Consider the following 15,167-nt stretch of genomic DNA (forward strand, 5'->3'; position numbering starts at 1 on the left):
GAAAACGAGTAAATCAATCCTGAAAATCCTCTAATCCTGGAAATCCTGATATGGCTAACGCCACGCTACGCTATCAGACAAAAAATGTACAGGCTGTTTATTGATATAATAAAATAGTATTTATTACCGACAGAAAACGAGTAAATCAATCCTGAAAATCCTCTAATCCTGGAAATCCTGATATGGCTAACGCCACGCTACGCTATCAGACAAAAAATGTACAGGATGTTTATTGATATAATCAAATAGTATTTATTACCGACAGAAAACAAGTAAATCAATCCTGAAAATCCTCAAATCCTGGAAATCCTGATTCAGACAAAAAATAATGAACGAAGCAGAAACCCGCGCCGAATTAATAGATCCTGCCCTCACAGCCGCAGGTTGGGGAGTTATTGAAAATAGCCGTATTCGCCGCGAAGTCATCGCCCCTGGTCGTTTAATTGGCAACAGTAAACGAGCAAAAGCAGACATCGCCGATTATGTATTAGTTTATCGTGGGGAAAAACTCGCCGTTATTGAAGCCAAAAAACGCGACTTACCCGACACCGAAGGTTTAGGACAAGCCAAAAAATACGCCGAAAAATTACAAACTCGCTTTGCTTACTCTACCAATGGTATTGGCATCTATCAAGTAGATATGCACACCGGGAAAGAAAGCTATATAAATCAATATCCCACACCCCATGAACTATGGGAAGCTACCTTTAATGAAGAAAATACATGGCGTGATTTATTTGCAACTATTCCCTTTGAAGACAAAAGCGGTACGTGGGAAGCCCGATACTATCAACATAATGCTATCAAATATGTTTTAGAAGCGATAGCTCAAGGACAAAACCGAATTTTATTAACCATGGCCACAGGTACAGGTAAAACCTTTATCGCCTTCCAACTGGCATGGAAACTGTTTCAAAGTCGCTGGAATCTCAGTCAAAAACCCACACGCCGCCCGCGAATCCTGTTTTTAGCAGATCGCAACATTTTAGCCAATCAAGCCTATAACTCCTTTTCCGCCTTTCCTGATGATGCCCTAGTCCGCATAGACCCCGAAGAGATTCGCAAGAAAAAACGAGTTCCCAAAAATGGCAGCGTCTTCTTTACCATTTTCCAAACCTTCATGACCAAAACGAGCGGCTGTCTGAGCGAAGTCGAAGACAGCACTCCCAAATTTAACGACTATCCCCCCAACTTCTTTGATTTTATCATTATTGACGAATGCCATCGAGGAGGAGCAAAAGACGAAAGCACCTGGAGAGGCATATTAGAATACTTTTCACCCGCCGTACAACTGGGACTCACAGCCACCCCCAAACGCGAACACAACGCCGATACCTACGCTTATTTTGGTGATCCAGTTTATATTTACGCCCTCAAAGACGGCATTAACGACGGGTTTTTAACTCCCTTCAAAGTCAGACAAATCGAAACTACCCTAGATGAATATACTTACAGCCTTGATGATGATGTGATAGAAGGTGCAATAGATGCAGAAAAAACCTACACCGAAAGCGACTTTAACCGCATTATTGAAATTCAGGAACGGGAACGCTACCGGGTGCAATTATTCATGGCAGAAATCAACCAAAATCAAAAAACTTTGGTATTTTGTGCTAACCAAGATCACGCCCTAGCAGTGCGAGATTTAATCAACCAAATGAAGATTAGTAATAATCCTAATTACTGTGTACGGGTAACAGCCAATGATGGGAAATTAGGAGAACAACACCTGAAAACTTTTCAAGATAATGAAAAAAATATTCCCACTATTTTAACAACTTCTCAAAAACTTTCTACCGGGGTTGATGCTCGCAATGTGCGGAATATTGTCTTAATGCGTCCTATCAATTCCATGATTGAATTTAAACAAATTATCGGTCGGGGGACTCGTTTATATGATGGAAAGGACTATTTTACTATTTATGATTTTGTCAAAGCCTACGAACATTTTAATGATCCTGAATGGGACGGAGAACCCCAAGAACCTGTGATAGTTACCCACAGAAAAGAACGGGAATTATCTCCATTTGATCAAGACAGAAAAACAGATCAAGATCCAAAAGAAAATATAGAAAATCCTACTCCTAAAACCATTAAAATTAAATTAGCTGATGGGAAAGAGCGGATTATTCAACATCAGATATCTACCAGCTTTTGGAGTCCAGACGGTAAACCCATGAGCGCGGAAGAATTTATAGAACGTCTTTTTGGGGAAATTCCCGAATTATTCAAAAATGAAGCCGAATTAAGAACTATTTGGAGTCGTCCAGATACTCGTAAAGCCCTATTAGCAGGTTTATCAGAAAAGGGTTATGATTCAGAACAATTAACAGAAATTAGTCGGTTAATTAATGCTGAAAAAAGTGATTTATATGATGTATTAGCTTATATTGCTTATGATTCCACACCTATTAGCCGCAAAGAACGAGTTTTAGCCCATAAATCCTTAATTTTCTCTCGATATATTGGTAAACAGCAGGAGTTTCTCGACTTTGTTCTAGATCAATATATTAAAGATGGAGTAGAGGAATTAGATCGGGCTAAATTACCACAACTGTTAGAGTTGAAATATCATACTGTTAGAGATGCTGTGACACAATTAGGAAGCGTTGCTAATATCAGCGAAGTATTTATCGAGTTTCAACAATATTTGTATTCCCAGAACAAAGCAGCTTAATACAGCACTTCCCGGTGTTATGAGGTACTTATTTAGCGGGCAAGATGCCCGCACTACAAGAGTTTCATGATTCAACTTTGTACCTCATAAGAGCGGAAACCGCTGTATTTTAGATCAGTGGTTCTCTTCATTCTATGTAAATTATTTGCTTTCCGATAATCCCAAGGATCAATAAATTTTCGATCACTCCAAATACCAATCCTTTGTTTTTGCGCTTGTGCTTCGGCTTGTTGAATAATATCCCTACTAGGACATTTGCTTAAATAGGGACGATATACTTTAGCTAATCCTTCTTTTAACAAGACTTCCTGTAAAAACGTACCATCTTTTGAACGAACTTCAGCAACTTTTCTCCCATAGCGATCGCTATCTGTAATATTTAACTTTACACGATTATTTGTTTGTTTAATCAGTTCCTCTATCCGTGTTTTCGCTTTCATACCCCAAACAAACTGATTGACATCTTGAGTAATTTTACTCTTCTTTTCTGTCTGAGAATGCGCTATTTCTGGAGCATCAATACAAGCAAACCGCACCGTAAACTTTTTACCATCAGCACTTTTCAATATTAATGTATCACCATCACTTACCCGTTCCACTAGATCACCTTGAGGAGCAAACAAACTATCACACGCTATTAAGCTAACTGCAATCGTAGCTGCACCTAGCCAAACTAATCCTTGTTTCACTAATTTATTCATTAGACATCTCCAAAGACAATTTAGCCTGTTATTGTGTAAAATTGCGCTAAGTAGGTCAACATAATAAAACCAAATTGTGTAAAGAAAAGTAAAATCTCCAAAAACCTCTTCACTCTTGCCTTTCCACAACGATACAGCGGTTTCCGCTCTTATGAGGTACAAAGTTGAATCATGAAACTCTTGTAGTGCGGGCATCTTGCCCGCTAGATATGTACCTCATAACTCTTGTAGTGCGGGCATACTTCGACCCTTCGACAGGCTCAGGGCATCGCAAGCTCAGTACAAGTCTTGCCTGCTAGATATGTACCTCATAACACCGGGAAGTGCTGTAATTTTTAACGCCGACCTACTTAGAATTTATTCAACTGTTACCGATTTCGCCAAATTCCTGGGTTGATCTACATCCAAACCCCGCCGCGCCGCAATATGATAAGCTAACAATTGCAACGGAATAACCGTGAGAATTGGAGACAGAATTTCCTCAACTTCAGAAACCGGAATTAAATCATTAAAAATCTCCGCCGCTTCCCCATCTTTAACAGAAGTTATCCCAATTAACCGGGAATCTCTGGCTTTTGCTTCTTGAGCGTTAGAAATTACCTTTTCATATACACTACCAGGAACAGCGATCGCTACCACCGGAACTTTCGCATCTAACAACGCAATTGGTCCATGTTTCATTTCCCCTGCTGGATATCCTTCCGCATGAATATAACTAATTTCCTTTAATTTTAAAGCCCCTTCTAACGCAATGGGAAAATTAATTCCCCTACCAATAAAGATAAAATCTTTGGTTTCTGAAAAATCATGTACTAAATGTTCAATATAACGTTCTTGCGTTTCTAAAATCGCTTCAATTTCCCCTGGTAACTGACGTAAACCTGTAAGAATTTCCTCAAATCTCGAATCACTAATTTCCTGACGACGATAAGCTAAATCTAAAGCCAAAGCATAAAACGCCATTAATTGTGCCACAAAAGTTTTCGTTGCCGCCACACCAATTTCAATTCCCCCATGAGTATTGATAATATTCGCCACCATATTACCTAAACTACTTTCTGGACGATTAGTAATCCCCAAAAGTCGTACTTGATACTTAGCTTCCTTCCCTTGTCGGCGGTCCTTTTCCATAGACAAAGCTGCCAAAGTATCAGCAGTTTCTCCAGATTGAGTTACGCCAATAGTCAAAGTATGAGGCGTTAGCGGTGATGGTGCATACCGAAATTCCGAAGCATATTGTACCTGAGTAGGAATTCCTGCCAATTGTTCTAATAAGTATTTACCTACTAATGCAGCGTGCCAACTTGTACCACAAGCGACAATTTGAATTTGTTCTAAATCTGCATAAAAATCTGCCGGTAAATCTAATTTTACTGGTGTTTCCGAACTAGCAGGGAAATAAGCCTCCAAACAATCCCGCACTACTCCCGGTTGTTCATAGATTTCCTTGAGCATAAAATGTTTGAATCCCTGTTTTTCCACCATAATGGGATTCCAGTTCAAAGTGCGGGGATGCTTCTTTAAACGATGTCCAGCGAAGTTATAGACCTCCACGCCTAAAGGAGTCAAACGAGCAATTTCGCCATTTTCTAGGGACAATACAGCGCGGGTATAGGGGGCAATGGCCGGGGTATCGGAAGCACAGAAAAACTCACCTTGGCCAAAACCAATGACTAAAGGCGCTTGTTGGCGAACTACAATCAACTCATCGGGGTAGTCAGCAGAAATAGCCGCAATAGCATAAGCCCCCTCTAATTTACTGACAGCTTCCTGCACAGCGTCTAAAAATACTGAAGGGGAAAGAGGATTTTCAGGAGAATGCTTTAAACACTCAGCAATCAAATGGGGAATTACTTCTGTATCTGTTTCTGAACGGAATTCATGTCCTAATGCTTTTAATTGTTCCCGCAATTCTCGATAATTCTCAATTATCCCATTTTGTACCACTGCTATCCGCAATGCTGTATCTAAATGAGGATGGGCATTATACTCTTCTGGTTTACCATGAGTTGCCCAGCGCGTGTGACCAATCCCTATTTGGGCAGGATTTTCGATTTGTTCCAGTTTAGAACGCAGGTTGAGTAATTTGCCTTTAGCTCGGACACAATCCACGTCACCTGCCAAAATAGTGGCAATTCCGGCTGAATCGTAACCTCTATATTCTAATTTTTCTAGTCCAGCCAGTAAAATATCTGTCGCTGGCTGAGTGCCTATATATCCAACTATTCCACACATTGCTTAAACCACTCCGGTTTCAGGATGATTAAATTTTAAGTATAGTTGCTGGAATTGGTGATTGGTCATTGGTGATTGGTGATTGGTGATTGGTCATTGGTCATTGGTGATTGGTCATTGGTCATTGGTGATTGGTCATTGGTGATTGGTCATTGGTGATTGGTGATTGGTGATTGGGTAACTTCTTTCTTTTTCCTGACAACTGACAACTGACAACTAACAACTGACAAAAAATGCTGAGGAATGAGGGAAGAATCTTGATTTTTCTCCCATTCTCACTCCTCAGCACTAAAGTACCAAGAATTTAGAAATGAAATTCTTAGTAAGCCAAGCCCATGCTGCGAGTTGTTTCAGCGCCTAGATAAACGCGAATACTCAAGAAATCGGTGGGGCAAGCAGTTTCACAACGCTTACAACCTACACAGTCTTCGGTGCGGGGAGAAGCAGCCACTTGAGCAGCTTTACAGCCATCCCAAGGAACCATTTCTAGCACGTCCGTAGGGCAAGCGCGGACGCATTGTGTACAGCCAATGCAGGTGTCGTAGATTTTAACGGTATGAGACATTTAAAAAACTGCTCCTTGCGGGTGTTCTTCTGGAGTGAAAGAATCATAATCAAGGCATAGTTTACCCCAGGGCTTGATAGCTTGTAAGCAAAAGGCTACATAACTTTAAACAATGTAATAGACACTTTAGATAATTTATCTACTAAGATCGCTGTTATCTAGCTGTAATCAGGAACATCGCCATCAAGTGTTTACCCAACCCCCTCTCTTCCCCAGATGCCGAATTGTAAAGATGTGTAAATTAACAGTCGTTTTTTAGAGGTTATCTATCATACCCATTATCTATAATCTATAGATTGATTAATCCTGGTCGAGTTATGATGAATCCCCAACAATATTAAAGGTTATAAAATAATTAATTATGAGTGAAGCTTTATTGAGTGTTGAAAATCTCCGTGTGGCTTATCCGCGACGGAGTGGAGAGGTAGAAAGCTGGGCGATTGATGGTGTATCTTTTATTCTCAAGCCTGGTGAAAGAATGGGATTGGTGGGAGAGTCCGGTTGTGGTAAATCCACTATTGGAAAAGCGATAATGCGTTTATTGCCTGCCTCTAGTCGCGTTGAAGGAATAGTAAATTTTCAAGGAAAACCTGTATTAGATTTAACACCAATTAAGATGCAAAAGTTTCGAGGTGAAGAGGTAGCTTTGATTTTTCAAGACCCCATGACGCGCCTTGATCCATTGATGACAATTGGGAATCACTGTATTGAAACTCTACAAGCCCATTTACCGGAATTATCGAAACAGCAAGCGAAGGAAAAGGCTTTAGCGACTTTGGCAAAGGTGAAAATTCCCGCTAGTCGTTGGAGTCAGTACCCCCATGAGTTTAGCGGGGGAATGCGTCAACGGGTAGCTATTGCTTTAGCTTTACTTTTAAGTCCTAAGTTAATTGTGGCTGATGAACCAACGACTAGTTTAGATGTGACTGTTTCTGCTCAGATTCTCCAAGAACTAACGCGATTGTGTGCAGAGGAAAATATGGGATTATTATTAATTTCCCATGATTTAGCAATGGTGGGGGAATATTGCGATCGCATTGGGGTAATGTATCAGGGTAAAATGGTGGAAATGGGAAAAACGGAAACTGTATTTGCTCATCCACAACATGAATATACTCAATCTTTATTAAAAGCCGCTTTACATATTCAAAAGGAAGAGGGAACAGGGAAAAAAGAACAGGGAACAGAAAAGGCAAATCCCATTTTAAAAATTACAGAACTCAAGCAACATTATACTATAGAACCGAATTTTATTGAACGGATATTTAAAGGAGAAGGACAAACGGTTAAAGCTGTAGATGGGATTAATTTAGAATTGTATGCTGGGGAAATTTTAGGATTAGTGGGAGAATCAGGTTGTGGGAAAAGTACACTTTCAAGAACTATCTTACAATTGATTAGTCCCACATCGGGAAAAGTCGAATTTTTAGGACAGGAATTAACAAGTTTATCCCGTCAAGAAATCCGTTCTTCTCGGAGACAAATCCAAATGATCTTTCAAGATCCTCATGCTTGTTTAAATCCAGCTATGACGGTAGGACAAAGTATAGCAGATCCTTTATTAATTCATAATTTAGCTAATGCTGTAAAAGCTAAAGAACAGGTTTTATGGATGTTGGAAAAAGTGGGTTTAACCCCAGCAGAACTCTATTATCACCGTTATCCCGCCGATTTATCTGGAGGACAACAACAACGGGTAGCCATAGCCAGGGCTTTAATTACTCGGCCAAAACTGGTAATATGTGATGAACCAGTGAGTATGTTAGATGCCAGTGTGCAAACTCAAGTCCTCGATTTGATGTTACAACTAAAGACAGAATTTGATTTAACCTATTTATTTATTACCCATGATTTGTGGTTAGCGCGGTTTTTGTGCGATCGCATTGCCGTAATGAATGGTGGTAAAATAGTTGAACTAGGACAGACTAAGCAAATTTTTGCTCATCCTCAACATCCCTACACCCAAACCCTCTTAGCTGCTGCACCTTTATTAGCAAAAGCTTAATAACAACTAACAACTGTACGGGCGAAGCATTTGGAGAACTATTTTTGGCAATGACTGATAATTTATCTTCCAAATGCTTCGCCCCTACTGACAATTGTACGGGCGAAGCATTTGGAGAACTATTTTTGGCAATGACTGATAATTTATCTTCCAAATGCTTCGCCCCTACTGACAATTGTACGGGCGAAGCATTTGGAGAACTATTTTTGGCAATGACCGATAATTTATCTTCCAAATGCTTCGCCCCTACTAACAACTGACAAAAATAATTAATGTCTAAAAATTTGCCTTCTAATTCTTATCAAAGAAATAGCTATTCCTCAGATAAATGGCAAGAGAGAATAGGACAAATAGCATATCGCTTTAATCATCAATATCAAAATCAGAAATTTGCAGTTCCCGACGAAGTAGAAGCAATGCCAATATTTCGAGAATGGATTAATGGCAGATTAAGTGAGAGAATAGTTTCACCATTTTGGGAAATTGCTCAACCTCAAAAAAACGAACATTGTTTAGATATTGGTTGCGGTGTCAGTTTTTTAATCTATCCTTGGAGAGATTGGCAAGCATTCTTTTATGGGCAAGAAATTAGTAATATAGCCAAAGACACCCTTAACTCCCGTGGTTCACAGTTAAACTCAAAATTATTCAAAGGTGTAGAATTAGGACCGGCTCACCATTTAAACTATGATGAAAGTCAATTTGATTTAGTCATTGCTACAGGATTTAGTTGCTATTTTCCTCTAGAATATTGGCAAGCTGTCTTGGTGGAAGTCAAACGAGTATTGAAACCAGGGGGACATTTTGTATTTGATATTCTTAATTCAGAACAGCCTTTAGCTGAAGATTGGGCTGTACTAGAAACCTATTTAGGTGCAGAGGTATTTCTAGAAACTGTCGCGGAGTGGGAAAAAACCATTAAAGTTGGAGGTGCTAAAATAGTTAAACGGCAATTAGGAGAATTATTCGAGTTGTACAAAGTTCGGTTTTAACAGAAAATTATCAAGCAATGGCCTCTTAACGCTGTATTATTTGGAGATATTTTATTAAGAATTTTGCCCAAATAGCCGCAATGATGATCCGCCATGCCCTAGAATCTGATTTACCCGCCATTGTCGCCATTTACAACGCTGCTGTTCCTAGTCGCATGGCTACCGCTGACTTAGAACCTGTGTCTGTGGAAAGTCGTTTAGCTTGGTTTCAAGGACGAGTCCCCTCACAACGTCCCCTATGGGTAGTGGACACGGAGGGTGTAATTGCTGGATGGTTGAGTTTCCAATCATTCTACGGTAGACCAGCCTATTATTCTACCGCGGAAATTAGTATTTATATTTCCCCAGATTTTCAAGGACGTGGTTTGGGAAAACAACTTTTAGAAAAAGCCATTCAAGAAAGTCCCAATTTAGGTTTAAAGACGTTAGTTAGTTTTATTTTCGCTCATAATCAACCCAGTTTAAAATTATTTGCCTGGTTCGGTTTTCAAGCCTGGGGGAATTTACCGAAAATTGCTGATTTGGACGGAGTGGAACGAGATTTGATAATTTTAGGTTTGCGAGTAATGTAGTCAAGAAAGCCTTCAAACAAATATTCAGCCCCAGTGATATAAATGACTGAAGGCTGAAACTATTATATATCAAATTGTTTTTAATGGCTCAGGTCAGATTTGAACTGACGACCCCAGGCTTATGAGTCCCGTACTCTAACCAACTGAGCTACTGAGCCACGTTGTTTTATCAACTTATATTAAGATAGCATAGAAATTTGCATCTGACAACTATCAATTTCCAAATTCTTGCCCCAAAAATAAAAAGAGGGAGGTAAACTCCCTCCATTAACCAGAGAATCACTTAATTCCAGATTATCTGCAATTAAATCCGATTTGGTAAGAAAGCGATAGGGTTAACAGCACCCTTGCCAGATGGATGAACTTCAAAATGACTGTGAGGACCAGTGCTAAAACCAGTGCTACCCATAGCCGCAATTGTCTGACCTTGTTGCACTCGTTGACCAGGTTGCACCAAAATCCGGCTATTGTGTCCATAGCGAGTTAAACTACCATCCTCATGGCGGATATCCACAACGTTACCGTAACCACCGCTATTCCAGCCAGCCTTCTCGACTGTACCAGCAGATGCAGCATAAATGGGTGTGCCTGTTGAGTTAGCAATATCAATCCCTCTGTGCATTCTTCCCCAGCGCCAGCCATAGCCAGAGGTCAGAACTCCCTTAGCTGGCCAAATGTAGCCTGTAGCGGCAGAATTAGAGGGGAAACTGGGATTGTCTTCAGTGGTTTGAGGCAAGTGTATATCCACTGCTGCTATAGGTGGTAAAGCTGGAGAAACAGAAGTTCCTCGCAATTTTCCTAAAGAGTCAGACGCATTAGCACGAGCAGGAGGCACTGTCAACTTAATACCAGATGAATTGCGGGGAGAATTCCATCTCGCACCAGTTTTACCGGGCAGGAATTCTGGGTTAATCGGCTCATTGGTGGGAGCAGATGCTGTTACTAGAGTCTTGAGCGGTTGATGACTATAACTTGGCAATATTGCTTGAGGTACAGCAATCTGGATGGCATTGGCTTGAGACACTACCGAATTATTGGATGATTCAATAGCAACAGGTACAGACTGACTATTGTTTTCAGATCCTGTAACAGCCACACCAGCTTGTTGAGCGCGGTATTTATATCGCAATCTCTCAATTTCTGCTTGCAAGCTGCGGATACGTTCATTACCTTTGGCTTTAGATACCTTTTGCACGGGTTTTTGTGACCCATGCTTTTGGTAAGAAGCTCTTGGTAATGGAGCATCACCACCTAAGCCATAAGAGTCACTGGGTGTAGGTAAAGCCTGTGGGACAACAATAGAAATAGCAGTCTGTCCTTGGCTGTCTGTCTCTATTGGTGCAGGAACATTAATCCGGTTAGCGATACTAGGATAATTTTTCCGTTCTTGCTCACCTGTCACCACTGGGACTGGGATAGTCACACCAGGAGTTTCCGTCTGTTCTAGCGGCTCTATTACTCTTGGTGGAGGAACGGGAACGCTGGTATTGTTAGCAACAAATGATCTGGGGTTAAAACTAGGATTATTTAAAGAAGAATTATCTACCCGGCCAGAGGTTTCTAATATCTTGTTCGGAGGAATAATTAACCTTTGATTAATTTGCAGTTGATTAGGATCACTCAGATCATTAGCTCTAACTAGCTCAGAAACTGAAGTACCGTAATTGTTAGCAATTTCCGCTAAGGTGTCTCCAGGCTTAACTTGATATGTTGAGGGAGACAATTGTGCGACAACTTTTGTTGATGCTGATGCAGGTATGGGTATTTCCTGTATCGTCGGACTTGTTTGTTTATTCGGTTTCAACCGATAAATAAGCTCGGATTGTTGAGAATCAGTCAAATTTTCCGATTGTTCTGGTACGGATTTATTAGCTACAGTGGTTGGTTGTGCTTCCTTAATCCCAGTTTTTAATAGATCTTGGGTTTGTTCAGACCGCAAATCTGCCAAACTATTTCTTAACCGAGTTGATTTTTCCTGTAAGCGATTCAGGGCAAACTCTTGCTGTGCTTTCAGTTGAGCATTAACATTACCGCTGGCTAACTCCCCTGCTGGCAAATTTTGGGTACTGCCAGTTACCGCTTCCACTTTAGACAATTGTGGCGCTGTCTCAGGCAGTTGGCTATTTATGGGTAATGTCGCTTGAACTGGAGGATAGCTCACTTCCTGCCCTAGTTGAACAGAATTTCTATCAGCGGGATTGGCTGGGGAAATTACATTGGATGCAGTGCCTTCGACGGCTATGTTTTTGGTGGCAATTTGCCATTTAGCTTCAAGCCCAGGTACTTGTGAAACCACTGTTGGTTCCAATATAACGGGAGTTGCTACCGCGCCTGTTGGTGAAATGCTTGGGGACTCCAGTTTGGAGGTGGCAAATTTCATCTCAGTCTCGGAAACAACCGGCATTGTTGAAGCTGCTTTTTGACTGCCAACAGGAGCCGCTGCTTGGGCTTGATCGCTTTGTCGAGTCACCAAAAGGCTGGTTGCTCCCATTGATATTGCCAAGCCAATCATAGCTGCCCGATGAGTCCGCGCCCGGCGGGTCATTTTGGGATTGATCTCATAATTTGTTTGCTCTACCTGGGCATCATCGCCGCTGGGGGTATTGTTCAACACAGCCTTATCTCTTTTTTTCAATGCTCGTTTCAAAGACGACCTCCTAATGATCACTAGCGTTTAACTGATCTCGATTTTTAAGTTGGATATTAATTCATGATTGATCTCACATCAAACCATATATCAAGATCACATTCACCAGAGACACTTACGCAAGATTAACGTGCTTCTCTGATTTAAACAAGTTCTACACCTGACTAAACTTTCAAGTTTTTGGTGCTGTCTTGTCTAAGTCACTCCTCACAACCTAAAAATTCTCACTCTTGAGAGTTATCTCCACTCATTTTGCTACAAAACCACTGAACTAAACAAATATCATAACTTGGCTAGGTCTATTGTCTTTATTAGTTCATGAGCTTGGACAACTTCTGCAATAGCAATGATCCCGCTGTAGACGTTTTCAAGATTTTTTGACTAAATCCGTTTTATCAATAGGACACTTTACTTTTATTCTTCCCTAAAAAACAACCGTATACAACATCTGCAATTTTCGCATTATTTTGGTGTATTTCTGGATACAAAGTTATCCAAATCATTGAGAGTAATGGTTTTCGGTAATTTTCCTGTTTCGATTCATCATCTGAGAATTAACTAAATTCTATCCTTGGTGGTTAGATCACCCTGAAAATATCTATACAAATTTCTTATGTCATGTTAGCGGAGCTTATCAGTATTTATCACTATTCACCTTTTGCTTATGTATGTTATACAACATTATTATAGCAAGTTTTGGTGTGATTGATCTGATAAATATGTTTCTATCACACTTAATCCTAAATTTTTGTTGGTGAATATGAATTATTGTAAATAGCCTAACTGACGACGACATTCAAATAAACCTATGGCCACACTGACTGATAGATTCAGGCTACGAACACCAGGTTCATACATGGGAATATATAAGGTAGAGTCACAAGTTGAGAGAGTAGCTGCTGGTAAACCTGCTGTTTCACTGCCAAAAAGCAGCCAATCATCCGCTTGAAATTCAAAATTAATGTAGTTAAAATCACCACGAACACTAAAACCTAAGCATCTACCCCCACGTTGTTTTTGTACGCTTTGAAATACTTCTATGGAGTCATGATAATGGAATTTAACGTAAGGCCAATAATCTAACCCGGCTCGTTTCAGATAGCGATCGCTAATTTCAAATCCCAAAGGACCGACCAAATGTAATTCCGTGCCTGTAGCGGCACAAGTCCGGGCAATATTGCCAGTATTCGGAGGAATTTGTGGGTTCACTAAAACTATCTGGGGCATCTTTTGCAAATCTAAATTGTATATTAGGGAATTTCTTGCTGTCTAAAAATCTACCAAAATGTAGAGGCGATATATAGTTTTTTTTAATATGTTACGAAGTATTTTCCATTGATTATTTTTTTTAATCATTTCAGCGAGAGGAAATAAGAATCTGAGTGAGGAGAATATGTATCTTTGCCTATTCCCTCTTGCCTATTCCCTCTTGTCTGGTGTCTATTCCCGCACAGATGAACATAGTTTACTTTCTAGTTCGGTTTCCCGTTCTTGGGTAGAAATAATGGCTTGGGCAATTACACGCTGAATATCAACGCCTATTTTGTGTAGTTGTAACCATTGTTGAGCTTCATTACCTTCTCGGAGAATTTTTTGCAAGGGGGAGAGGAAACAACTAAAGCCCTGTTGTTTGGCAATACTCCGAACTTCATCATATATTTCTGCTATCCAATCTCTGGCAAGAATACTCCTACCATCTTGCCATCGCTGCAATCTTCCATCAAGACTGTCAGTAGCAGCAGCCATTTCGTTTTTCATGGTTAAGGTGATCAATTCTTCGGGAGAAAACGGACTTTGAGTTAAAGGATCAATAGCTGGGTTATTGATAATTTGGATTAACCGCGCTTCTAATAAAGCTGTCATTGCTAACAAAGCAATGGGATCTGTTACCAAGTCACAAATTCGCAGTTCTAAGCGATTTAAATCATAAGGACGGCGATCGCCATTTGGACGCACTGATACCCACAAATGTCGGACATTTTGCATTGTCCCAGATGCTAACTGTTCATTTACCCATTGAATATGATCCGCATGACTAGCAAATAAGGGGACATGATGGGGAGTTTGGGGAAATAGTCCCCAGCGGGTGGAATGATAACCAGTAGTTTTACTATTTAGGAAAGGAGATGAGGCACTCATAGCTAGGAATAGAGGTGCTTCCATTCTCATGATTCGACAGGCACGCATTAATATCTCTGGGTCACTGATACCAACATTGATATGGACGCTGGCAGTAACTACCTTTGTGCCATAGGTTTGTTCAATGTAATCATGATAGGGATTGGTGGGGTCAGAACGCAAAAAGAGATCGCTTCCTTGCAAAGATAATGTACTACCCGGGATCAAAGTATAATTATCTAAGCTTTGGAGATAGTTCCGCAACTCTTTTCTAGGACGTAGTAAAGCGCACAATAAATTGTCATAATTCATAGATGGTTGAGTTATATACTCCACATTCCGGCTATCCGGCTCACGCATAAATCCATCTAAATTTGTAGTAATTTGATCCGATAGTCCGACAATATCACCTTGAGGCGTACCAGTGTACATCTCAATCTCAAAGCCTTTTAATAAGACCATATTATTCTCCAAAACTTCTTCTAATGTTCATAAATTGTATCTAATTAGACGATTTTTTGCATTTTTTATGTATATATAAATTTAGGTAAGGAAAAAGTCATCAGAATTACAAAAAAGGGAACAGGGAATAGGGAATAGGGAACAGATAAGAAACACTCATTTTCACCAGTTTAGAGCTTCAGTCAAAAAAAAG

Annotated in this window: 11 protein-coding genes and 1 tRNA gene; 4 read left to right on the top strand and 8 right to left on the bottom strand. The window is 40.2% G+C overall.

Going from position 1 to position 15,167, the window contains the following annotated elements; translation table 11 throughout:
• Positions 1–328: 328 nt before the first annotated feature.
• Positions 329–2,677 (top strand): EcoAI/FtnUII family type I restriction enzme subunit R, encoded by a 2,349-nt coding sequence (gene hsdR / locus PN450_RS22090; RefSeq protein ID WP_271837570.1) that lies wholly within the window; start codon positions 329–331, stop codon positions 2,675–2,677.
• A 71-nt stretch (positions 2,678–2,748) separates the two neighbouring features.
• Here the strand turns inward: hsdR and PN450_RS22095 are convergent, their stop codons facing one another.
• The 3 genes from PN450_RS22095 to psaC form a co-directional block, all read right to left on the bottom strand.
• Positions 2,749–3,378 (bottom strand): thermonuclease family protein, encoded by a 630-nt coding sequence (locus tag PN450_RS22095; protein WP_271837571.1) that lies wholly within the window; start codon positions 3,376–3,378, stop codon positions 2,749–2,751.
• Between the two features lie 357 nt (positions 3,379–3,735).
• A complete protein-coding gene (gene glmS, locus PN450_RS22100) occupies positions 3,736–5,613 on the bottom strand; it encodes a glutamine--fructose-6-phosphate transaminase (isomerizing) (protein ID WP_271837572.1) in 1,878 nt (625 codons plus the stop codon).
• Positions 5,614–5,932: 319 nt separating this feature from the next.
• Positions 5,933–6,178 (bottom strand): photosystem I iron-sulfur center protein PsaC, encoded by a 246-nt coding sequence (gene psaC, locus PN450_RS22105; RefSeq protein ID WP_015080270.1) that lies wholly within the window; start codon positions 6,176–6,178, stop codon positions 5,933–5,935.
• Between the two features lie 361 nt (positions 6,179–6,539).
• Between psaC and PN450_RS22110 the strand changes: the two genes are divergently transcribed.
• Positions 6,540–8,183, top strand: a complete 1,644-nt coding sequence (locus tag PN450_RS22110) for a dipeptide ABC transporter ATP-binding protein (RefSeq protein WP_271837573.1) — start codon at positions 6,540–6,542, stop codon at positions 8,181–8,183.
• Here the strand turns inward: PN450_RS22110 and PN450_RS22115 are convergent.
• A complete protein-coding gene (locus PN450_RS22115; protein WP_271837574.1) occupies positions 8,104–8,439 on the bottom strand; it encodes a hypothetical protein in 336 nt (111 codons plus the stop codon). The two genes, PN450_RS22110 and PN450_RS22115, sit on opposite strands and share 80 nt — an antisense overlap.
• Before the next feature lie 16 nt (positions 8,440–8,455).
• Between PN450_RS22115 and PN450_RS22120 the strand changes: the two genes are divergently transcribed.
• Together PN450_RS22120 and PN450_RS22125 are read left to right on the top strand one after the other, a co-directional pair.
• Positions 8,456–9,175 carry a class I SAM-dependent methyltransferase gene (locus PN450_RS22120; protein ID WP_271837575.1) on the top strand — a complete coding sequence of 240 codons (720 nt, stop codon included), beginning with the start codon at positions 8,456–8,458 and terminating at the stop codon, positions 9,173–9,175.
• Positions 9,176–9,255: 80 nt separating this feature from the next.
• Positions 9,256–9,747, top strand: a complete 492-nt coding sequence (locus PN450_RS22125) for a GNAT family N-acetyltransferase (RefSeq protein WP_271837576.1) — start codon at positions 9,256–9,258, stop codon at positions 9,745–9,747.
• Positions 9,748–9,831: 84 nt separating this feature from the next.
• On the opposite strand, the gene PN450_RS22130 is transcribed toward PN450_RS22125, so the two are convergent.
• The 4 genes from PN450_RS22130 to gshA all read right to left on the bottom strand — a co-directional run bounded on the left by PN450_RS22130 (position 9,832) and on the right by gshA (position 14,974).
• Positions 9,832–9,905: transfer RNA gene (locus PN450_RS22130), tRNA-Met, on the bottom strand.
• A 146-nt stretch (positions 9,906–10,051) separates the two neighbouring features.
• Positions 10,052–12,394: a peptidoglycan DD-metalloendopeptidase family protein gene (locus PN450_RS22135; protein WP_271837577.1), complete on the bottom strand. Its 2,343-nt coding sequence runs from the start codon at positions 12,392–12,394 to the stop codon at positions 10,052–10,054.
• 765 nt (positions 12,395–13,159) lie between these two features.
• A complete protein-coding gene (locus PN450_RS22140) occupies positions 13,160–13,621 on the bottom strand; it encodes a tRNA (cytidine(34)-2'-O)-methyltransferase (protein WP_015080275.1) in 462 nt (153 codons plus the stop codon).
• A 213-nt stretch (positions 13,622–13,834) separates the two neighbouring features.
• Positions 13,835–14,974, bottom strand: a complete 1,140-nt coding sequence (gene gshA, locus PN450_RS22145; RefSeq protein ID WP_271837578.1) for a glutamate--cysteine ligase — start codon at positions 14,972–14,974, stop codon at positions 13,835–13,837.
• Between the last annotated feature and the right edge of the window lie 193 nt (positions 14,975–15,167).

The sequence above is a fragment of the Dolichospermum lemmermannii CS-548 genome (genome assembly GCF_028330815.1).
GTDB lineage: Bacteria > Cyanobacteriota > Cyanobacteriia > Cyanobacteriales > Nostocaceae > Dolichospermum > Dolichospermum lemmermannii.